This window comes from Mesorhizobium sp. AD1-1 (assembly GCF_020164655.1).
GTDB lineage: Bacteria > Pseudomonadota > Alphaproteobacteria > Rhizobiales > Rhizobiaceae > Mesorhizobium > Mesorhizobium ciceri.
Window position 1 is genome coordinate 186,347 of record NZ_JAIUGP010000005.1, and the last position, 20,541, is coordinate 206,887.

Annotated in this window: 24 protein-coding genes and 1 riboswitch; of the genes, 12 read left to right on the forward strand and 12 right to left on the reverse strand. The window is 62.9% G+C overall.

The features are described 5' to 3' along the window. The first annotated feature begins 343 nt into the window (after window positions 1-343). Window positions 344-694 (forward strand): DUF1330 domain-containing protein, encoded by a 351-nt coding sequence (locus LB519_RS12495; protein WP_063173160.1) that lies wholly within the window; start codon window positions 344-346, stop codon window positions 692-694. Window positions 695-724: 30 nt separating this feature from the next. Here the strand turns inward: LB519_RS12495 and LB519_RS12500 are convergent, their stop codons facing one another. The 3 genes from LB519_RS12500 to metX form a co-directional block, all read right to left on the reverse strand. After that, window positions 725-1,717 (reverse strand): glycosyltransferase family 2 protein, encoded by a 993-nt coding sequence (locus LB519_RS12500; RefSeq protein WP_224620158.1) that lies wholly within the window; start codon window positions 1,715-1,717, stop codon window positions 725-727. Between the two features lie 160 nt (window positions 1,718-1,877). Then, window positions 1,878-2,492, reverse strand: coding sequence for a methionine biosynthesis protein MetW (gene metW / locus LB519_RS12505; RefSeq protein ID WP_013529385.1), 615 nt, complete (start codon window positions 2,490-2,492; stop codon window positions 1,878-1,880). Window positions 2,493-2,550: 58 nt separating this feature from the next. After that, complete coding sequence (gene metX, locus LB519_RS12510; RefSeq protein ID WP_013529386.1) at window positions 2,551-3,720, reverse strand: homoserine O-acetyltransferase MetX; 1,170 nt, start codon at window positions 3,718-3,720, stop codon at window positions 2,551-2,553. Between the two features lie 114 nt (window positions 3,721-3,834). Next, window positions 3,835-3,912: riboswitch (SAM riboswitch) on the reverse strand. A gap of 137 nt (window positions 3,913-4,049) precedes the next feature. Between metX and hisC the strand changes: the two genes are divergently transcribed. Together hisC and LB519_RS12520 are read left to right on the forward strand one after the other, a co-directional pair. Then, complete coding sequence (hisC, locus tag LB519_RS12515) at window positions 4,050-5,159, forward strand: histidinol-phosphate transaminase (protein ID WP_224620159.1); 1,110 nt, start codon at window positions 4,050-4,052, stop codon at window positions 5,157-5,159. A gap of 5 nt (window positions 5,160-5,164) precedes the next feature. After that, entirely contained in the window at window positions 5,165-6,100 is a 936-nt protein-coding gene (locus LB519_RS12520) for a prephenate/arogenate dehydrogenase family protein (protein ID WP_224620160.1), read from the forward strand. Between the two features lie 7 nt (window positions 6,101-6,107). On the opposite strand, the gene LB519_RS12525 is transcribed toward LB519_RS12520, so the two are convergent. Together LB519_RS12525 and LB519_RS12530 are read right to left on the reverse strand one after the other, a co-directional pair. Beyond that, on the reverse strand, window positions 6,108-7,031 hold the full coding sequence (locus LB519_RS12525; protein ID WP_224620161.1) for a sugar kinase: 924 nt from the start codon (window positions 7,029-7,031) through the stop codon (window positions 6,108-6,110). A gap of 7 nt (window positions 7,032-7,038) precedes the next feature. Continuing rightward, window positions 7,039-8,037, reverse strand: coding sequence for a DUF2125 domain-containing protein (locus tag LB519_RS12530; protein ID WP_224620162.1), 999 nt, complete (start codon window positions 8,035-8,037; stop codon window positions 7,039-7,041). Between the two features lie 142 nt (window positions 8,038-8,179). Here LB519_RS12530 and LB519_RS12535 point away from each other — a divergent pair, with 142 nt between their 5' ends. The 3 genes from LB519_RS12535 to LB519_RS12545 all read left to right on the forward strand — a co-directional run bounded on the left by LB519_RS12535 (window position 8,180) and on the right by LB519_RS12545 (window position 10,486). Next, entirely contained in the window at window positions 8,180-8,701 is a 522-nt protein-coding gene (locus tag LB519_RS12535; RefSeq protein ID WP_013529391.1) for a gamma-glutamylcyclotransferase, read from the forward strand. Window positions 8,702-8,821: 120 nt separating this feature from the next. After that, on the forward strand, window positions 8,822-9,769 hold the full coding sequence (locus LB519_RS12540) for an aldo/keto reductase (RefSeq protein ID WP_224620163.1): 948 nt from the start codon (window positions 8,822-8,824) through the stop codon (window positions 9,767-9,769). 90 nt (window positions 9,770-9,859) lie between these two features. Then, complete coding sequence (locus tag LB519_RS12545) at window positions 9,860-10,486, forward strand: LysE family translocator (protein ID WP_063169095.1); 627 nt, start codon at window positions 9,860-9,862, stop codon at window positions 10,484-10,486. Window positions 10,487-10,511: 25 nt separating this feature from the next. Here LB519_RS12545 and LB519_RS12550 read toward each other — a convergent pair whose 3' ends face one another. Continuing rightward, window positions 10,512-11,312 (reverse strand): lysophospholipid acyltransferase family protein, encoded by an 801-nt coding sequence (locus LB519_RS12550; protein ID WP_064993070.1) that lies wholly within the window; start codon window positions 11,310-11,312, stop codon window positions 10,512-10,514. A gap of 119 nt (window positions 11,313-11,431) precedes the next feature. After that, window positions 11,432-12,334, reverse strand: a complete 903-nt coding sequence (locus tag LB519_RS12555; RefSeq protein ID WP_013529395.1) for a LysR family transcriptional regulator — start codon at window positions 12,332-12,334, stop codon at window positions 11,432-11,434. 119 nt (window positions 12,335-12,453) lie between these two features. Between LB519_RS12555 and LB519_RS12560 the strand changes: the two genes are divergently transcribed. Both LB519_RS12560 and LB519_RS12565 read left to right on the forward strand, forming a co-directional pair. Beyond that, complete coding sequence (locus LB519_RS12560; RefSeq protein ID WP_224620164.1) at window positions 12,454-12,924, forward strand: DUF1348 family protein; 471 nt, start codon at window positions 12,454-12,456, stop codon at window positions 12,922-12,924. A 24-nt stretch (window positions 12,925-12,948) separates the two neighbouring features. Beyond that, window positions 12,949-13,581: a pyridoxamine 5'-phosphate oxidase family protein gene (locus LB519_RS12565; RefSeq protein WP_224620165.1), complete on the forward strand. Its 633-nt coding sequence runs from the start codon at window positions 12,949-12,951 to the stop codon at window positions 13,579-13,581. Here the strand turns inward: LB519_RS12565 and LB519_RS12570 are convergent, their stop codons facing one another. The 3 genes from LB519_RS12570 to ftsE all read right to left on the reverse strand — a co-directional run bounded on the left by LB519_RS12570 (window position 13,582) and on the right by ftsE (window position 16,088). After that, window positions 13,582-14,307: a YdcF family protein gene (locus LB519_RS12570; protein WP_063173153.1), complete on the reverse strand. Its 726-nt coding sequence runs from the start codon at window positions 14,305-14,307 to the stop codon at window positions 13,582-13,584. A gap of 133 nt (window positions 14,308-14,440) precedes the next feature. After that, on the reverse strand, window positions 14,441-15,436 hold the full coding sequence (locus LB519_RS12575; protein WP_013529399.1) for a cell division protein FtsX: 996 nt from the start codon (window positions 15,434-15,436) through the stop codon (window positions 14,441-14,443). Then, entirely contained in the window at window positions 15,429-16,088 is a 660-nt protein-coding gene (gene ftsE / locus LB519_RS12580; protein WP_010911739.1) for a cell division ATP-binding protein FtsE, read from the reverse strand. Before ftsE ends, LB519_RS12575 begins: the two co-directional genes overlap by 8 nt. 192 nt (window positions 16,089-16,280) lie before the next feature. On the opposite strand from ftsE, the gene LB519_RS12585 reads away from it, so the two are divergent. The 3 genes from LB519_RS12585 to LB519_RS12595 all read left to right on the forward strand — a co-directional run bounded on the left by LB519_RS12585 (window position 16,281) and on the right by LB519_RS12595 (window position 18,097). Then, window positions 16,281-16,925: a hypothetical protein gene (locus tag LB519_RS12585; protein ID WP_224620166.1), complete on the forward strand. Its 645-nt coding sequence runs from the start codon at window positions 16,281-16,283 to the stop codon at window positions 16,923-16,925. A 183-nt stretch (window positions 16,926-17,108) separates the two neighbouring features. Further along, window positions 17,109-17,651 (forward strand): hypoxanthine phosphoribosyltransferase, encoded by a 543-nt coding sequence (hpt, locus tag LB519_RS12590; RefSeq protein WP_013529401.1) that lies wholly within the window; start codon window positions 17,109-17,111, stop codon window positions 17,649-17,651. 74 nt (window positions 17,652-17,725) lie between these two features. After that, window positions 17,726-18,097: a response regulator gene (locus LB519_RS12595; RefSeq protein ID WP_024503765.1), complete on the forward strand. Its 372-nt coding sequence runs from the start codon at window positions 17,726-17,728 to the stop codon at window positions 18,095-18,097. Here the strand turns inward: LB519_RS12595 and LB519_RS12600 are convergent, their stop codons facing one another. Further along, a complete protein-coding gene (locus LB519_RS12600; protein WP_024503766.1) occupies window positions 18,098-19,045 on the reverse strand; it encodes a DMT family transporter in 948 nt (315 codons plus the stop codon). It abuts the gene before it with no gap. Window positions 19,046-19,267: 222 nt separating this feature from the next. On the opposite strand from LB519_RS12600, the gene LB519_RS12605 reads away from it, so the two are divergent. Continuing rightward, a complete protein-coding gene (locus LB519_RS12605) occupies window positions 19,268-20,149 on the forward strand; it encodes a LysR family transcriptional regulator (RefSeq protein ID WP_024503767.1) in 882 nt (293 codons plus the stop codon). On the opposite strand, the gene LB519_RS12610 is transcribed toward LB519_RS12605, so the two are convergent. Beyond that, window positions 20,128-20,499, reverse strand: a complete 372-nt coding sequence (locus tag LB519_RS12610; RefSeq protein WP_013529405.1) for a glyoxalase superfamily protein — start codon at window positions 20,497-20,499, stop codon at window positions 20,128-20,130. The genes LB519_RS12605 and LB519_RS12610 overlap by 22 nt on opposite strands. Between the last annotated feature and the right edge of the window lie 42 nt (window positions 20,500-20,541).

Sequence of the window (20,541 nt, forward strand, 5' to 3'; positions counted from 1 at the left end):
TTGCGCGTCTGTCCAGGACTTTTCGATTTTCAGAACGGTCGAATGGATTGGACTTCCCTTTCTCTACACCACATCACAGTCGGCGCGACGCTATAAAAAACGACTGCCCCTGTCACCCACCGTGCCGGTACTCAATCCAGGCGAGACAACGAATCCCCGCTCTTAGCGTTCCAATTGCAACAGCACCGCCGCACATAGCATTACGAATCACCATGGAAGCAACCCATCATGACAGATAGCATACATCTCATTACCTCAGACGTAATCGCTTAGCGCTCGGCCTTTGGTCAGATTGCCCATGCAGAGGCCGGCAACTCGGCTTCGATGACAAGGGAGTTCAGTCATGGCCGCTTACGCCGTCGCCCATATGCGCCAAGCCACAATGGGTCCGCAGATCGTCGAATATCTGCATAGGATAGATGCCACGCTGGAACCTTTCGGCGGCCGTTTTCTGGTCCATGGCGGCGATGTGGAGGCGATCGAGAACGACTGGCCTGGCCATCTGATCATCATAGAATTTCCCGACAGGCAGCATGTGCATGGCTGGTACAATTCGCCGGCCTACCAAGCGATACTGGCGCTGCGCACGGACAATTCGGAGGCCGATGTGGTGTTCGTCGACGGCGTCGAACATCCGCACAAGGCCACGGATGTTCTGGAGCAATCGCCGGATCAAGGATCAATTGGACGCTGAACTGCGGTTCAAGGAATGGCGGTACAGCGTCTAGCTATGCCCAACATAGTCTGGCACCGTTTCGATTTTGTCGCGAACCATGCCAGTTGCGAAACTGAACTGGCCCCAAAACGCCAAACCATAAAATGCCTGACCGACAATCAGAGAAAAGGGAACCTGCCAAAGCGGCATCCCGGTTTCCCGGGCATGGCCTACGATCCGTCGTGTCGTGCGCCATGACATGGTGAGCCACCGGCTGAAGGACTTGACTATCCGTCGCGTGCGGCTCGGCGAATTGAGCGCAACGAACTTCCGGTCGGCGTCGCGACCTGTAACCAGGGCGCGCCAGTAAAAGAACCGCCAGCCCCGCGGCGAATAGTGATAAACGCGTGCGTTGACATTATGAATTTTGTGGCCCTCCCGCAGCAGTTCGCGCATCAGCAAAGTGCAGGAAACCTTGAAGCCGTTATGTTTTGGAAAAGGATGGCTGAGGATCCACTCGCGTCGAAACGCTACATTGTTGGCGTTGATCGCTCGCTTCGAGGCAAATCGCCCGTCACCACGGGCCATCGGGAAAAACCAGATCAACGCAAAGGTTCTTGAAAAGAAGTCGTCGTATGAAAGGTATGTATATCCGTTTGCGCAGATAACTTCAGAGTTTTCAAAGGGTTCAAGCAGTCCTGATAGCCACCCTGGTTCCGCGACCACGTCGGAATCCAGAAAGATGACGATATCTCCGTCCGATGCCAGCATACCGTTGTTCTTCAGGTCGTAATATCGGCCACCAGGGAAAGCTGTGAAGACGAGTTCGGCAACCTGACCGAGCTGCGGGGCCTCATTCGAAATCTCACGACGCAACGCCTCTTTGTCCGACTCTGCTCCGCCGTGAGAGATGACGATCCTTGGTCGCGCTGAACCGGTTGCTGAAACCGATGAGAGTTCCCGAGCCAAGGCCTTCATCCCAACGCCGATCTCGTCCCAGTCGATCGATTTTGCATTCTCCATTTCGACGACGAGTGAAAAGGTTGCGCGTTCTTCGACCATTTTTGCCCCCCCGAGCCGTCAGTGTGGCTATAGCCACACTAGCCCGCTGTCAAACAGTCGACGCCAATTTACACTGGTTCGCGATCGTCATACAGGGCGACTTTGCTCGGCGGCAAACACACTGTTGCTTGGCGAGTCGGGTCTTTGATCGGTGCGGAAATTACCGTTTCAGCAAGAACACTGCCTGCTGGCCGAAGAAGTTCCAGAACCACCACGGCATCGACAGGCCGATCTTCTGGCCGGCGGCGTCGAGGGCGGTTGCCTTCTCGACTGTCGCGCCGAGTTCGTCGCACAGATTGACGAAATCGCGGATGGTGCAGAAGTGGATGTTGGGCGTGTCGTACCAGGAATAGGGCAGGTCCTTGGTCACCGGCATGCGGCCGTTGAGGAACAGCGACAGGCGCACACGCCAATGGCCGAAATTGGGGAAGGAGACGATGGCGCGGTTGCCGATCCTGAGCAGTTCGTCGAGCACCAGCTTCGGGTTGCGGGTGGCCTGCAGCGTCTGCGACAGGACGACGAAGTCAAAGCCCTTGTCGGGATAGAATTCGAGATCCTTGTCAGCGTCGCCCTGGATGACCGAGAGGCCGCGCGCCACACATTCGTTGACGCCGCGCTGCGACAGCTCGAGTCCACGACCGTCGACCTGCTTGGTGTCCTGTAGCAGTTCGAGCAGCGAGCCGTCGCCCGAGCCGACATCGAGCACGCGCGACTGTGGCGGGATGAGGTTGGCGACGACTTCGAGGTCGACGCGCTGGTCGCGGTTGACGCTCATGGCTTCGCCTCCCGCCTGGCGCGTGATCCCGATCGGAAAAGCCTGCAATTTTTCGAGATCATGCGCTCAGCCCTCTCGCCCGGGCCGCCGAGCCGATGAAGCCGTTTATCGCGGCAAACAGTTCCGGCTCGTCGAGCAGGAATGCGTCGTGGCCTCGGTCGGTCTCGATCTCGACGAAGGATACCGATGCGCCGGCGGCGTTGAGCGCATGCACGATCGAGCGGCTCTCCTCGGTCGGGAACAGCCAATCCGAGGTGAACGACACCAGGCAGAAGCGGGTTTTCGTGCCGGCGAAGGCATCGGCCAACCGGCCGCCATGGTCTGCGGCGAGGTCGAAATAGTCCATCGACCGCGTCATGTAGAGGTAGGAATTGGCGTCGAAGCGATCGACGAAGGTCATGCCCTGGTGCCGAAGATAGCTTTCGATCTGGAAGTCGGCGTCGAAGCCGAAGGTCAGCGCTTCGCGATCCTGCAGATTGCGGCCGAACTTGCGGTGCAGGGCGGCTTCCGACAGGTAAGTGATGTGGGCGGCCATGCGCGCTACCGCCAAGCCCTTTTCCGGGCGTTTGCCGTGCTCGAAATATTTGCCGCCATGCCAGTCCGGATCGGCCATGACAGCCTGCCGGCCAACCTCATGAAAGGCGATGTTCTGCGAGGAATGGCGCGCGCCGGTGGCGATCGGCAGTGCCGAGAAGACGCGCTCCGGATAGCTCGACGCCCATTCCAGCACCTGCATGCCGCCCATCGAGCCGCCGAGCACGCAGAATAGTTTCTCGATGCCGAAATGGTCGATCAGCATCTGCTGTGCCCGCACCATGTCGCGGATGGTGATGATCGGCAGGTCAAGCCCATAGGGCTTGCCGGTGGCGGGATTGGTCGAGGCCGGGCCGGTGGAGCCAAGGCAACCGCCGATGACGTTGGAGCAGATGACGAAGAAACGATTGGTGTCGATGATCTTGCCGGGGCCGATCAGCACTTCCCACCAGCCAGGCTTGCCGGTCACCGGATTGGTGCTGGCGACGTGCTGGTCTCCGGTCAGCGCATGGCAGACGAGGATGGCGTTGGAGCGGGCATCGTTCAGCGTGCCATAGGTCTGGTAGGCGATCTGGAACGGTGACAGCAGCGTACCGGCGTCCAGCTTGAGCGGCTTGTCGGATCCAAAACGCAAAACCGGGCTCGACGGTTGGTCGACCTCGTTGTTGGTTTTGCGGGCACGCAGAACGGCCATGACATCCATCTCACACTTTGAGCCCACGCATCGCACTCGTCGAAAGTCGATGCCGATACGGGTGTCCGGCCGGCGCGGACAACAAAAAACCGGCATTGCGGTCGCAAAGCCGGTTACAGGATGCAAACGGCCCTTTAGCAAGTTGTTTAACGTGGCTGCAAGCCGACCGGCCAAATCACCACGGAAGTTCGCTCCCCTTCTAGGGCTGTGGCGCGCCGGCGTCAACGGCCTGCCTTGGGCGGGAGGCTGTCGCCTCTCGACATTGCAGGCCACGGCTTGTATTTCCGCTGCGGCTTCCCTCAGGAAGCGTTCTCGACGGATTTTGCGACATGAGCCAGACACCGGACCAGGCACGTCCAACCCCGCGCGCGGGCATCATGGACATAGACGCCTATGTGCCGGGCAAGAGCACGGCGCCTGCCGGCGTCGCCAAGGTCCACAAGCTGTCCTCCAACGAGAACCCGCTCGGGCCCTCGCCGAAGGCGATCGAAGCCGCGCGCGAGATTGCCGGCAAGCTCGACATCTATCCCGACGGCACCGCCAGGCGGCTGCGCGAAGCGATCGCCGAGGTGCATGGCCTCAACCCGCAGAACATCATCTGCTCCAACGGCTCCGACGAGATCCTCGGCCTGCTGGCGCAGACCTATCTGGCGCCCGGCGACGAGGCCGTCATCACCGAGCACGCCTTCATGGTCTACAAGATCTACATCCAGTCGGCGGGCGCCGTTCCGGTGACGATCAAGGAAACAGACGAGCGCGCCGATATCGACGCCATCCTGGCCGCCGTCACGCCGCTCACCAAGATCGTGTTCCTCGCCAATCCCAACAATCCGACCGGCACCTATGTGCCATTCCAGGAGGTGCGGCGTCTGCATGCCGCACTGCCGAAGAACGTGCTTCTGGTGCTCGACGCGGCCTATGCCGAATATGTCCGCCGCAACGACTATGAGGCCGGCATCGAACTGGTCGGCAGCGCAGAGAACGTGGTGATGACCCGGACCTTCTCCAAGATCGGCCTTGGCGGGGCGCGGATCGGCTGGATGTATGCGCCGATGCACATCGTCGACGCCATCAACCGCGTACGCGGCCCCTTCAACGTCAATGCGACGGCGATCGAGGCCGGCATCGCCGCCATTCGCGATCGCGCCCATGTCGAGCGCAGCGTGGCGCACAACGAGACCTGGCTGGCCTGGCTGAGTGAGGAATTCACAAAGCTTGGGTTGCGGGTGACGCCCAGCGTCGGCAATTTCATCCTCATTCATTTTCCCGAGGACCAGAAACATTCGGCAGCGGCGGCGGACGACTATCTGACGGCGCGCGGCTATATATTGCGGCGCGTTTCGGGCTATGGCTTTCCCAACGCGCTGCGCATGACCGTCGGTACCGAAGAGGCCAATCGCGGCGTTGTCGCCGCTCTCACGACATTCCTGAAAAGCTAGAAACCATGACATCACCGATGTTTGAAAAGATCGCGCTGGTCGGCATCGGCCTGATCGGCTCGTCGCTGGCCCGCGTCATCCGCCGCGAGGGGCTGGGCCGTCACGTGGCCATATCAACGCGCAGTGCGGCGACGCTGGCGCGGGCTGAGGAGCTTGGGCTGGGCGATAGCTATAGCACCGATGCGAGAGAAGCTGTCCGCGATGCCGACCTGGTCATCATTTCGGTGCCGGTCGGCTCGTCCGGCGCGGTTGCCGAGGAAATCGCGTCGGCGCTGAAGCCGGGCGCGATCCTCACCGATGTCGGCTCGACCAAGGCGTCTGTCATTGCGCAAATGCAGCCTTATGTGCCTGAAGGTGTCCATTTCATTCCCGGCCACCCGCTGGCGGGCACAGAAAAATCCGGCCCCGACGCCGGTTTCGCCGACCTGTTCGACAATCGCTGGTGCATCTTCACGCCGCTGCCCGACACCGACCCGGACGCGCTGGAGAGGCTGTCGGAGTTCTGGCGGCGCTGCGGCGCCAACATCGACACGATGGATCCCCAGCATCACGATATGACGCTGGCCATCGTCTCGCATCTGCCGCACATCATCGCCTACAACATCGTCGGCACCGCCGATGATCTGCAGTCGGTGACCAAATCCGAAGTGATCAAATATTCGGCTTCCGGCTTCCGCGACTTCACCCGCCTTGCCGCCTCCGATCCGACCATGTGGCGGGATGTCTGCCTGCACAACAAGGACGCCATCCTCGAAATGCTGGCGCGGTTCTCGGAAGATCTGGCGTCGCTGCAGCGCGCAATCCGCTGGGGCGACGGCGAAAAACTCTTCGACCTGTTCACCCGCACCCGCGCCGTGCGCCGCTCGATCATCGAAGCCGGCCAGGACATCGACGTTCCCGATTTCGGCCGTCAGGCGGTCGAGCACCCCGCGAAGGGCTAGGTCTGTCTCAGGCAGGCCAGGTCTGCGCAACCATGGCCAGCGTCTCGGCTCGGTTCGGCGCGCCAAGCCTGCCGCCGAAGCGCAGGCATTTGAGCGCCGCGGCCGCACTGGCAAACCGCAAAGCCTGCTCGACCGGCATGGCTTCCGCCAGCCCGACGGCGAAGGCGCCGTGAAAAACATCGCCGGCGGCGAGCGTGTCGACCGCCTTGATTTTCGGCGCCGCGACATGGCGCACGCAGCCAGCGCGACGGTCGTGCCACCAACTGCCCGCCGCGCCGCCTGTCACTGCGACAAAAGCGTCGCTGCGGCTGGCGAGATCGGCGCAAGCCGTTTTCGGATCGAGCGCCTGGCCGCAGACGATGCGCGCTGCCGGCTCCGAAGCGATGATGTGCGTAGCGAGCGGCAACAACTGCTCAAGGACCTCCAGCGGCGCGGTGTCGGCATCGAGGATCGCCGGACGGCCGATGGCGCGCGCCGCCTTCAGGGCGAGTGCCGCCGCACCCGGCCAGCGGACATCGACCAGAACGGCATCGAATGCCATGAGGTCGGCGACCGGCAGGACGTCGGGATCGGCCTGGGCAAGCCTGTCATAGAACGGCACGATGATGCGCTCGCCATGCGCGTCGACCAGGATGGAGGCCAGCGCCGAGCGGGCACCTCTGACGCGCCGCACGAAGGTGCAATCGACGCCTTCGGCCTCTATGCCGGCGATGAGCTGGTCGGCGACGGCATCGTCGCCGGCACTCGCCCACAGCGATACTTCGGCGCCCAGGCGATAGGCAGCGCAGGCGGCGCTGGTGGCCATGCCCGAGGCGATCTGGACGCCGTCGGAGGCCATGAACTTGCCCTGATGTATGGGCAGCGTCTCGACGCGCAGGATGGTGTCCAGCGTCAAAGCGCCAACGCTCAGCAGCTTCACGGGTTTTGCCATGGCTGAGCTATTCGACCGGCTTGATCTTGCCCAGCGGAATGAAGCCGAGCGAGGCCTTGCCCCTGACCACCTTCAGCGGCATGGACGGTTCGTTGCCGAGCACCGCCAGGGCAGAAAAACCCTGCTCGATCTGGCTTTTCTGCTCGGGTATGGCGGTGCCGAGGATGGCCGCCACCGCTTTCGGGTCCTTCAACCTGATCATCAGGTCGGCGTTGACCAGGCCCTCGGCATCGACCGAGAGCGGTCCCGAAACGGTGATGCGCGCCGTCCCCGACGACAGGTCAAGGTTGCGGATTTCGATCGCCTGGCCACGAAGGCTCTTCACCCGCGTGCCGATCAGTGCGACGCCGTTCTTCAATGTCACGTCGCCGCTGGCATCGAGCGCCGGAAGCACGCGCCCTCCAATTGCGTCGGGGTCGACCTCGAGATCGCCGAAACTGCCGAGATAGTCGACATCCTCGCCGTTGGGCTGCAACTGACCTGATGCCTTGCCGGCACTGAACAGTTGCACCGGATCGGTATCATCGGCCGGATCGGTTTGGCCGGAAAGGCCCTCTGCCTCCAGCGAAATCCGCCGCGGCAGCGGCCACCACAATTTGAAATTGGCCTGCAGATTGTCCCAGTCGATCCACAGCGGCACCATGTCGGGAACGGAGGTCCTGAGCGGGCCGCGCAGATTGGCAACCGGCGACAGAGGCTGGATGATCTGGGCGGCTGCGTTGAAACTGCCGGCTGAGGCCGCAATGTTCTTGGCATCGTCCTCATAGGCGAGGTTGTCGCAGGAGACAGTAAAGCTCAAGGGATAGCCGCTGACCTGGAGATTGGCGCAGCCGGCCTCGACGCCATTCTTGTTGAGCGTGGCAACCGCCTTGTCGGCCTCGCTCCTGACGCGGTCAGCCAGATAGAACCAGCCGCCGCTGTAGAGGGCGAACAGCACGACGATGAATGCTGCAAGCCAGATCAGGCGGCGACGTTTGTTCGGCTGGCGTTCGTCACTTGACGTCATGCTTTGGCTCTCGTTAACGCATGGGTATTGCGGACGGGTAGTCGATTCCGCCAGGTGGACAGACGTATAGTTAGACGGGACGGGCGGAAAAAACACCGGTCCGGGTGCGGTGTTGGCATCTTTTGCAATCAGGCGCGGCGATATGGGCGATTTTTGGGTGTTTGGCTATGGCTCGCTGATCTGGCGGCCGGGATTCGCGCATGTCGAAACACAGCGTGCCCGCCTGCATGGCTACCGGCGCTCGCTCTGCGTCTATTCCTTCGTGCATCGCGGCACGCGCGAGCGGCCGGGGCTGGTGCTCGGCCTCGATCGTGGCGGGTCCTGCGTCGGCCTCGCATTCCGCGTCCCCGGCGACTTGCGCGACGAGGTTATGGCCTATCTGCGCGAGCGCGAGCTGGTCACCAATGTCTATCTGGAGCGTCTGCTCAAGGTTCGCCTCGACGGCGGCGGTACGGTCGACGCGGTGGTTTACATTGTCGACCGCCAGCACGAGCAATATGCCGGAGCGCTCGACGCTGCAGATGCGGCGGCCGTGGTGCGCGGTGCGGTCGGCCAGTCCGGCAACAACGAGGACTATGTGCTGAGCACGCTGGAGCATCTCGAGGCGCTGGGCATTCGCGATCATTGGCTGGAAGAGGTGGCGCTGCAGGTCGCGCCTTTGTGAAGCTGGCTCTGCGGAAAAAGGCCGCCAGGCCTTTGACCTCGTTCAGGCAAGACCTAGGTTAGGCTCCAACCCTCAGCCCGCGGGCGCCAGTTGCCCGCCCAATCATCCCGGAGATCCGCCTTGCAGAAACGTCATCTCGGTCGCACCGACTTGTCCATCGCGCCGCTGGTTCTGGGCGGCAACGTCTTCGGCTGGACTGCCGACGAGAAAACCTCGTTCGACCTGCTCGACCGCTTCGTCGGCGCCGGCCTCAACGCCATCGATACGGCGGACGCCTATTCGCGCTGGGTTCCAGGCCACAAGGGCGGCGAATCGGAAACCATCATCGGTAAATGGATGAAAGACCGTGGCAATCGCGACAAGGTCGTGGTGATCACCAAGGTCGGTTCGGATATGGGACAGGGGCACAAGGACCTGTCCGCCGCCTACATCGAAAAGGCCGTCGACGCATCGTTGAAGCGGCTGCAGACCGAATTCATCGATCTCTATCTGTCGCATTGGCCGGATCCTGCGACGCCCTATGAGGAAACGCTTGGCGCCTACGAGAAGCTGCTCGCCAAGGGCAAGATTCGCTATGCCGGGTGCTCTAACCTCGACGCCGGCCAGTTGCGTGCGGCACTCGATGTGGCGAGCCTGCGCAGTCTGCCGCGCTACGAGGTGCTGCAGCCGGAATACAATCTTTACGATCGCTCATCCTTTGACGGGCCGTTGCGCGATCTGTGCGTGGCCGAGGACATCGGCGTCATCACCTATTTCAGCCTGGCCAAAGGTTTCCTCAGCGGCAAATACCGCAGCGAGGCCGATCTCGGCCAAAGCCCGCGTGGCGGCGGCGTGAAGGACTATCTCAATGCGCGCGGCATGCGCATCCTTGCGGCACTCGACGCGGTGTCATCAAGGCATTCGGCCAAGCAGGCGGAAGTCGCGCTTGCCTGGGTGATCGCTCGGCCGGGCGTCACCGCGCCGATCGCCAGCGCCACCAAGCCCGAGCAGATGGACAGCCTGATCAAGGCGGCGTCGCTGAAGCTGAGCGCCGCCGACATGGCCGAACTCGACAAAGCGAGCGACTGAAGTTTCGGCGGCCGCTCCTCGCACGAACGTCCAAGACGACCCTCTTGTCTTGCCATAGCCTCCTTCGCACGGGGCAAGACAGAGGGTGAGATGACTGAGCCGCTTCTTTTGCAGCCGGATCTTTGGCGCCAGTTGTGCGCGCTCGTGCTTGCCTCCGCCGTCGTCATGGGCAGCCCGGGGCCGGCAACGATAAGCGTCACCGCCGTTGGTGCCGCCTTCGGTTTGCGCCATTCCCTGGGCTATGCCTGGGGAATCATCCTGGGCACGATCGCCGTGCTTTTGGTTGTCGCGACCGGGGTCATGGCAGTGCTCACCTCGATGCCGAAGCTGGCGCCGTTGCTGGCTTTGGCTTCCGCGGCCTACATCCTCTATCTCGCCTTCAAGATCGCTACGGCGCCGCCGCTGGCCGCGCGCGCCGCCGAGACTTCGCGTCCCACATGGCTGGCTGGATTTCTTCTCGCGGTCGCCAATCCAAAGGCCTATGTGGCGATCGCCGCCGTGTTCGCCGGTGCTTCGTCCAAACAGGGCGCCACTGAGCCTGGTCTATGGCTGAAGCTGGCGGTTCTCGCCCTGATGATCGTTGCCATCCACGCTCTGTGGCTTGTCGCGGGGGCTGGGTTCGCGCGCTTCCTGCGCCGGCCGGCGGCCTCGCGGATCATCAATCTGATCTTTGCCGTGACGCTGGTGTTGACCACCGCGCTGGCGGTGTTCGGCTGAGAACTGCCGGCCGGAGACTTCCGGTTCAGACTTTGGTTCTTGCGGCGTTGTCCAGCTCTTGCAGCCTTTTCGCCGCTGTCGGCGGCAAGGCAGGCGGGTTCGGGCCGCGCGCCGCATCCATCAGGAACTGGTCGCAGGCAGCTTCGGTCTCGCCGATCAGCCGGGCCATGAATTCGTCCTTGCTCAGTCCCGGTGGGATCGGCGGTAGGAAACGCGCCTTGATGGTGCCGGGATAGCGCAGGAATTTGCGGCGCGGCCAATAGAGGCCGGCGACATGGGCAACCGGCACCACCGGAACACCAAGCTGCGTGTAGATTTCGACGATGCCGTATTTGTAGGCCGGTTCGTCGCCCGGCGCGCGTCTTGTCCCTTCGGGGTAGATGATGAGCTGGCGAGGGTTGCGCGCCATCTCTTCCTTGGTCGCGGCGACCACGGCCTTCAGTGCTTTCGAACGGCTGCCGCGATGAACCGGGATCATGCGCATCTTCATGATGTACCAGCCGAAGAACGGGATCCAGGTCAGCTCGCGCTTGAGGATGTAGAGCGGGTCCTGAAGGAAGGGGAAGAAGGCGATCGCGTCCCAGAACGACTGGTGCTTTGGTGCCAGGATGAAGGAGCCTTCGGGCAGGTTTTCCCGGCCGGTGATCTCGTTCTTCGTTCCGGCGATCTTTTCGTAAAGCCACATCGAGGTGCGCGACCAGAATTTCGGCACGAACCAGGCGCGGTGCCGGGGCGACAGGAAATAGTAGGGGGTCCAGAGGATCATCTGGACGATCAGGTTGACGTAGAAGACGAAATTGAACGTCAGCGATCTGATGTAGAGCATTGGGGGAGCCCGGTGAGGAGGTGAGCGTTGGTTACACCAAGCGCGGGAAAAAAGGAAATGGCCGCAGGGCGCTTTGGGTGGCGACGAAGAACGGCCACCGATGGGTTGGCCTGGTTCCGCTACATCAGCCGCGCCAGCCGCGCCTTCAGGCGCGGAGCGGCAAAATCGAGGAAGGCGCGCAGCTTGACCGGCAGCAGGCCATGGCCCGCATGCACCAGGCTTACCGGCCATGGCGCCGGCTCGAATTCCTGCAGCAGGACGCGCAGCGCGCCGGACCGCAGCGCGGCTTCGATCTGGTAGGAAAGCACACGCGTCAGCCCGACGCCGGCAATCGCGGCATCGATGGCCGCTTCGGCGGTGTTGACCTGAAGCCGCGAGCGGACCCGAACCGGGATTTCGGCCTTGCCCTTGATGAAGCTCCAACTGGCGGCGGAGGCGAGCCCCTCGAAGGTGATGCAATCGTGTGTTTCCAGATCCTCCGGGGTTGTTGGCGTGCCGTGTTCGGCCAGATAGGCCGGGCTGGCGCAGACGACGCGGCGGATCGCGCCGACGCCGATGGCGACCAGGCTCGAATCGGGCAATCGGCCGATGCGGATGGCGAGATCGAAATGGTCCTCGACCAACTGGGTTATGCGATCGGCCAATGTCAGGCGGATGTCCACGTCGGGATAGGCGGCGAGAAAGCCGGTGACGACCGGCAGCACGTGCAGGCGGCCAAAGACGACCGGCGCGGTGATGGCCAGTTCGCCGGTCGGAACACTGTATTCGCCGGCGGCCGTGCGTTCGGCCTCGCCGACGTCGTCCAGGATGCGGCGGCAGGCGGCAAGATAGGCCTGGCCGGCATCGGTCGGTGTCAGCCGTCGCGTCGAACGATTCAGGAGGCGTGTGTTCAGATGGCGCTCGAGATCGGAAATCTTGCGGCTGACCGTCGCCAGCGGAATGCCAAAACGGCGGCTGGCCGCGGAAAGGCTGCCGGCCTCCACCGCGGCGACAAAGAGCGACATGGCCTCGAGACGATCCATAGCTTCTTCCGAAAAATGGAAGGACAAGTTACGAATATGCCACCTGCCTTTGAATGATGGAAGGCTTATATTCCAGTCTGTCGGCCCTGCCTGCAGCATGGCCTCGCACAGGAGTTGCCATGTCCGAAGCCCGCCCGCCGCTGCCGCCGTTTACCGCCGAGACCGCAGCGCAGAAGGCGCGCATGGCCGAGGATGCCTGGAATTCACGCGATCCAGCGCGGGTCGCGCTCGCCTATACAAAGGACAGCCGCTGGCGCAACCGCGCCGAATTCCTGCAAGGCCGCGACGCCATCCAGGCCTTCCTGACGCGCAAATGGAGCCGCGAGCTCGACTACCGGCTGATCAAGGAGGTCTGGGCCTTCCACGGCAACCGCATCGCCGTGCGTTTCGCCTACGAATGGCGCGACGACAGCGGTTCATGGTTCCGCAGCTACGGCAACGAGAACTGGGAATTCGACGAACAGGGGCTGATGCGTCTGCGCATCGCCAGCATCAACGACCTGCCGATCGGCGAGGCCGATCGTAAGTATCACTGGCCGCTCGGCCGGCGGCCGGACGACCACCCGACATTGTCGGAGCTCGGGCTTTAGCATCTTGCCGCAAGGAAGCTTTCGATGAACGCACATGCTTTCACCAGCGACGTCGCCTTCACGCCGACCGTCAAGGCGATCCAGGCCCGCAAGGGCTCACGTCAGTCCTATGCCCGCGTCGAGGAGCGTGGCGGCTGGCAGGCCGGCATCACCACGGACCTTGCCGCCTTCATCGAAATGCAGACCAGCGTCTTCCTGTCGACCGCCAACCGCGAAGGGCAGCCCTATGTCCAGCATCGCGGCGGGCCGGCCGGCTTCCTCAAGGTGCTGGATGAACATACGATCGGCTTCGCGGATTTTTCCGGCAACCGGCAGTTCATCACGCAGGGCAATCTGGCCGACAATCCAAGGGCGTTCCTGTTCCTGATCGACTATATGCACCGCCAGCGCATCAAGATCTGGGGCACGGCGCGGGTCGTCGAGAGTGACGCCGAGCTGATGGCGAAGCTGATGCCGCAAGGCTACGGAGCGCGCCCCGAGCAGGTCGTCCTGTTCACGGTCTCGGCCTGGGATGCCAACTGCCCGCAGCATATTCCACAACGGTTCGAGGCAGCCGACGTCGCGGCGGCACTCGGCGAGCGGGACAAGCGTATCGAACGCCTTGAGCAGGAGATCGCACGGCTCAGGGGAAATTCGGGCGCGGCCGCAGGGGAATAATCAGCCGCCGGCCGCGGTTTCGGCCAGCGCGATGCCGTTGGGCGTCGGCTTGACAGGCACGATGCCGCGCGCCAGCGCAAGCAGATATTTGTTGTATTCGGTGAACAGCACGCGCAATGCCCGCGGCTTGGTCAGCCAGCCGCCATTGTCGAGGTTGGAATTGACCACCGGATAGGGCTCGAGCTTGGCGCCATGCAGCAGCCTGCCCATTTCCAGCAGGCTGCGCGGCATATGATAATTGTTGGTGACGAGGATCACCGTGCCATAGGCGTGGCTCTCGACCCATTTGGCGCTTTCCTCGGCATTGCCGATCGTGTCGAGCGCGGCGCGGTCGATGTCGACGCAACAGGAGAACAGATTCTTGTCGCCGCCGGTTGCCGCCTGCAGCTGGCGACGGCTGGCCGAAGGATGCACGCCGCTGATCAGCAGCCGTTCGCCCTTGCCGGACGCCAGCAGATCCATCGCGGCATCGAGGCGGGACTGGCCGCCGGTCAAGACGATGATCGCGTCTGCCCTGGCCGGATTGGCGGGCGTCGTCAGGTGACTGACCTTGTTGGCGAACCAACCGAAACCGCCGGCAAACAAAGTTGCGAGGATGAGGACGGAGAGGGCGGACAGGCGCAACGTGGCTCTTAGACGGCTCACAGCGCAGCGGTCATGCGAACGTGCAACCACCACTGGCATCTGCCCAGCCGTACCGGTCGAATCCCGCGCGTCCATCGCCATATGGTTAATCCTGAAATGCGGCCTTGGGTAGGTAAAAGACGCACTTTGCGTTACGCGAATTCTCTATTCGTGATCACCCTGTTTTATCCATGTCGTTGTCCCAAAACCGGTTCCCACTTTTGGGCGACATGAATTAGCCTGCATCCGGTTGGCGGACATCGATGTCGCTGAGATAGGCAACGACGGTGGCGTGCGAGGTTGCCGCCGTCAGTCCGCCGATCACCAGCACCATCAAGACGACACCGAGATAGCCTGCCGAACCGATGGCGAAATTGCCGAACAGGGCGGTCGCCTGGTCGGCCTGCGGCGTCGCCATATTGCGCGACGACCACCAGGAAAAGACGATGAACACGAGCACTGCGGCGGCACCGCCGGCCGCCGCTCCCTTCATGCCGGTGACCAGGAAATGCCGGCGGAATTCGCGCGCGATAAAGCGTGCCTCGGCGCCGACGAAATGCAGGACTTCGATGATGTGACCGTTGCCGGCCATGGCGCCGCGCGTCGCGAACACCACGGTCAGCACCGTCGCCGACAGCATCAGCGCCAGCACGGCGATGCCGATGGTCACCGTGGTGCGGGCCATCGCCACCAGCCGGTCGACCCAGGTGCGGTGATCGTCGAGCGATGCGCTCGGCAGTTTCGGGGTGATCGCGGCGCGTATGGCGGCGAAATCGGGCGGGCTGTTCTCGTCGATGGTGACGATGATCAGTCGCGGCACCGGCAATTCGTCGATGTTGAGGCCCGAGCCCAGCCAGGGCTCAAGGAGCCGCGCGGTCGCCTCGCGGTCGATGATCCGGGTCGCCTTGACGCCGGGGAATTCGCCGGCGATCTGGGAGGCCTGGGTAAGGGCTGCTTCCATGTCGAGGCCGTCGACCGGCTTGATCTGGATCGTTGCCTCACGTGAAATCTGGTTCTCCCAGACGGACGCTGTGTCGCGCACCAGCGTCACCGCGCCGAAAGTCAGGCAGGACAGGAAGGTCATGATGGCGATGACCAGCACCAGCGCCCGGCCGGCGATGTTCTGCGCCGGCACGATCGGCGCCATCCTGCGCTGGGCGCGCGGCTTTGCTTCGGTCGCCTCGGCGTCCTGCTCCCTTTCCACAAAATGTTCGGCGGACAGTTCAGTCATAGATGTCCAGCCTTCCCCCGGCCAGGATCATGCGGCGCGCGTCGACCTGCTCCATCAAGCCGAGGTCGTGGGTGGCGATCACCACGGCGGTGCCGAGACGGTTGAGTTCGATGAACAGCCGCAGCAGGCGTCGCGCCAGCGGCGGATCGACATTGCCGGTCGGTTCGTCGGCGAGCAGGATTTCCGGCTGCTCGATCAGCGCCCGCGCGATCGCGGCGCGCTGCTTCTCGCCACCGGACAGAACCGGCGGCAGCACATGCATGCGTTCGCCCAGCCCGACCCACTTCAACAGCTCGGTGACATCGGTGCGGTAGCTCGCCTCCTCGCGCCCGCGCACGCGCAGCGGCAGCGCGACGTTCTCATAGGTGGTCATGTGGTCGAGCAGCCGAAAATCCTGGAACACCACGCCGATCCGGCGTCTGAGATGCGGCAGCTCGGTGCGGGAAATGCGGGAGCGATCCTTGCCGAAGATGGTGATCAGCCCGCGCGTCGGCTTCAGCGACATGAACAGCAGGCGCAGCAAGGTCGTCTTGCCGGCGCCCGAAGGCCCGCTGAGGAATTGGAAGGAGCGCTCCGGAATGTGCAGGGAGATGTCGCGGAGGATTTCCGGACCCATGCCATAGCGGAGGCCGACATTTTCGAAGCGAATCAATTTCGACGACCTGAAATTCGGCACGGCAGCGAGCCGGCCTGTTCTGGGTAAAGACCATCGGCCGGCATGGTTAACCGGCGGTTAATTCCTAGGCTCTTTCGACTCGTCACGAGGGCTCCGGTGGGGAAGCGTTAACCATTTGTGTTTACGCAAAAGAAACGAAAAGCGAACACGTGCTGCAATGCTGGGGCCATGATGGCTGACGATCGAACCGCGCGCCCGGTTTCCGGCGAAATCATGACCGATCCGACGGCAATTGCCGCGGCGGACCGGTTCATGCGCGGTTCGGCCGCCGACATCGTCGATGCCGATTACGTGGTGATGCCGCGCCCTGCACCTGCCGTGGAAAGCGTTTCGCCGCTGCCGCGTGCGATCGTGATGCCACCCATCGAGGGCATGGACATGCTGCGCAAGCCCGAAGCCCCGCCGGAGCGGCCGCCACCCTCGCGCGGCGGGCCGATCTTCTGGATCGCCGGCATCGGCGCTGCCTTGGCCGCCTTCTGGGTTTCGGGCGGGCACGCGCTGGTGCGCCAGGTGCCGTTCCTGTCCAGCGCGCAAGCGTCGGCGCTCAGCATTTCGGGCGTCACGTCACGCGTCGATGCTTCCGGACCGAACCCTGCGCTGTTCGTCGATGGCGAGGCCGCCAATGACGGCGCCAAACCGGCGCAGCTGCCGCCGCTTGAAATCCGGGTGACCGGCAATGACGGGCACATCACCCGCTATACGTTGGGGACATCCGGCCGTTCGCTGGCCTCTGGCGAAAGATTCGGCTTTGCCAGCCGGCTCGACGTGCCTAGAAACGGTGTAAGAACTGTATCGGTCACCTTCGCCGAATAGCGTGTGCTGATATTCAGGTGAGACTGGCCGCAAACGGCGGTTTCCTGCGCTTCCGGTGCTCACGTACTTCAGTACGCTCCGCTCCGGTTCTCGGAAACCACCGTTTTCGACTCAGCCTGACCTGAATCTCAACACATGCTGGGCGTGAACGCGTTTAGGCAAGAAAATCAGCGGGGCGAAAAAATGCCAATTGTACGCGGCAAGGACATCGAAGTCCTGTTTTCTGCATCGGCGATCGCGCGGCGCAATCTCGAACTCGCCAAGGAGATTGCCGGACACGACTACCATGACCTCCTGGTGATCTCGGTGCTGAAGGGGTCGTTCATCTTCGCCGCAGATCTCATCCGCGCCATGCACGATGTCGGCCTGTCGCCGGAGGTGGAATTCATCTTCATCTCCAGCTATGGCGCCGGCACCAGCAGCGGTGAGGTGAGGGTGCTGCGCGACATCGACAATGAGGTCGCTGGCCGCGACGTGCTGCTGATCGACGACATTCTCGAATCGGGCAAGACGCTGAGCTTCACCCGGGAGCTGATGCTGTCGCGGGGCGCCAAGAGCTGTTCGATCGCCGTGCTGCTCGACAAGCGCATGCGCCGCCAGACCGAACTCAATGCCGATTATGTCGGCTTCGACTGCCCCGACTATTTCGTCGTCGGCTACGGCATGGATGTAGCCCATGCCTTTCGCGAGTTGCCCTTTGTCGGTGTCGTCAAAGGGGATGCCTGAGCGGCATCAAAAAGGTTTGCTGATCCTCAGCGCTTTCAGGAAAAGTCAACTTTTGGCGGCCAAATATGCCGGCCATGGCAAAGCTTCTGATCGTCGAGGACGATGAGTCCGTCCGCACCCTGGCCGCCCGCGCGCTTGAACGCGCCGGGCACACAATCGATATCGCGGCGGATGGCGCGCAGGGGCTTGCGCTGATCCAGGCCGCGCGTGGCGGCTATGATCTCGTCGTCTCCGATATCCGCATGCCGGAGATGGACGGCATCGAGATGGCGATAGCGGCGGCAGCATTGTTTCCCGCCATCAAGATCGTGCTGATGACCGGCTATGCCGACCAGCGCGAGCGCGCCGAGGAATTGAACGGCATCATCCTCGATGTCGTGCAGAAGCCCTTCACGCTGGCTGAAATCCGCTCGCGTGTCGAACGGGCGCTGATCTGCTTCGCCTGATCAGGCTGGGTCGGCAGCAGCGAGCACAGGTGGAGTACTCTTGCGCCGTTCGGTGCTGAGCGCCAGCAGGCCGGCGCCGATGATCAAGGCGGCACCGATCACGGTCGTCGACCGCGGCACCTCGGCGAAGAACAGGAAACCCCACAGCGGCGACCACAGGATGCCGGTATATTCGAAGGTGGCAACGCGGTTGGCCGGCGCCATCCGGTAAGCCTGCGACAGCAGGATCATGCCGGCGGAGGCGACGAAGCCGCAGGCGGCCATCTTGAGAAAATCCGGCAGCGTCGGCCAAAGCCATGGCCGTACCAGGAATTCCAGGCTGGGGTGGACGGCGTGGGTTATGCCGGCAAGGTGAAACGCGCCGGCAACCACGGCGGCGCCAACCAGATAGGCGCCGTTCTGATAGAAGGCCATCACGGTGGACGATTCGGTGTCGCCGATCTTGCGGGCCATCAGCTGCGAAAAACCATAGAGCGCCGCCGAGCCCAGCGACAGCAGCGCTGCCCAGTCGAACAGCCCTGCGCCGGGGCGCAGCATCACGAGGACGCCGAACAAGCCGATCAGCACGGTTGCCAGTGTCTGCCAGGAGACGCGCTCGCCAAGGTAGGGCCCGGCCAGCACCATGATGAACAGCGGCGCCATGAAATAAAGCGCCACCGCATCGGCAAGCGGCAAGGCGGCGATGGCCAGGTAGTACATCGTATAGGAGGTGAACTGGATGAAGGCGCGCACCGTCAGCATGCCGAATCGCTTCGACAGGATCGCCCGCAAGCCAACATCAGCATGGACCAGAACGATGAGGATCGGCAGAGCGACGATCGAGCGGATCGCCATCACCTCGGTCACTGGATAACCGCTCGACACGGCTTTGACGAGCGGATCCTGCAGCGAAAAGACCAGCACGCCGAGGCACAGGCTCAGGATGCCGCCCACCATCCGATTTTGCATCTGTATCCAGGCTCCTGCGCGTACGATCCGAAGCTGCCGCCTGCGGGGTAAAAAGAACCCGCCACCGTTTCGGGCAGCGGGCACGAGTGAGGACTCTTGATTGGTCCGCGGCTGATTTCGCAGCCGCATATCCAATGGGTGAGGCGACTATCATCCGCCGTTTGACATGTTGCAAACGAATTGGAATGATGCCAGCAATCAAATTCTCTTATGGCGGATTTCATGCGGCCGACCCTCGACAGCGACCTCCTGCGCACCTTCGTGGCGATTGCCGAGACCGGCAATTTCACCAAGGCGGCGGAGCAGGCCGGCCGCACCCAATCCGCGGTGTCGATGCAGATGAAGAAGCTCGAAGATCTAATCGGCGCCAGCCTGTTCGAGCGCGGTTCGCGCGGCGTCGCGTTGACGCGGCGCGGCGGCGAACTCATCGTCAACGCCCGCCGCATCGTCTCGCTGCTCGACGAGACGTCGGCATCGATGGCAGCAGCGCCGCTTGGCGGGCCGGTGCGCATCGGCATTCCGGAGGAATATGGCCACGCCATCCTGTCGCGCGCGCTCGGCGCTTTCTCGAAGCGTCATACGCAGGTCGAGGTCACCGTGCGCTATGCCCATTCCGGGGCACAGATGGCGGCGCTCGCTGCCGGCGAGCTCGATCTGTGCGTGGTGTTCGAATGGCAGGATCCCGCCGGCGGCGAAGTGCTGATGCACGACCCGACCGTGTGGGTGACATCGTCCCTGCATCACATGCATGAGGAACAGCCGGTGCCGATCGCGCTCTACAACCGGGCCGGCTGGTGCAAGGACTTCGCCATCAAATCGTTGGAGCAGCGCGATCTTGCCTATCGTGTCGCCTATACCAGCGACACCACCGGCGGCCTCAAGCTCGCCGTCACCTCCGGACTGGCGATCGCGCCGATCTCGCGCAGCAACATTCCGGACGGCTGTCGTGAACTGACCACGGCGGACGGATTCGGCGCCATCGATTCCTCGAACGTGGTGATGCACCGCAACCCGAACGCGTCAGGCGAGGCGATCGACGGCATGCAGGATGCGATCCGCGAAGCCTTCGTCAACAGGCTCAGTCAGCCGGCGGCATCCTCGTAGAAATGCAGCCTGTTGCCGAACGGATCGGCGACCGATACCTCGCGGGTCTTCCAAGGCGTCTCTTCCACGCCTGGCCTGGCGAAGCGGTAGTTTTTGCCGATCAGCTCGCCATGAAGAGCCGTGATGTCCTCGACCTCGATGCGCACGGCGATGCCGGGTGCACCGTCGCCATGATGTTCGCTGAGATGCAGGACGCAGCCGTCGCGGCCGATCGCCATGTAGAGCGGCGCGTCGTCGGCGAAGCGATGTTCCCACTGCACCTTGAAGTCGAGGAAGCCGACATAGAATTCACGCGCCTTGGCAATGTCGAAGATGCGCAGGATGGGTGTGACGGCGCCAAGTCTGGGCATGGTGGTGCAACCGTGCGAGAGGGTTTTCAGGTGGGATGGACG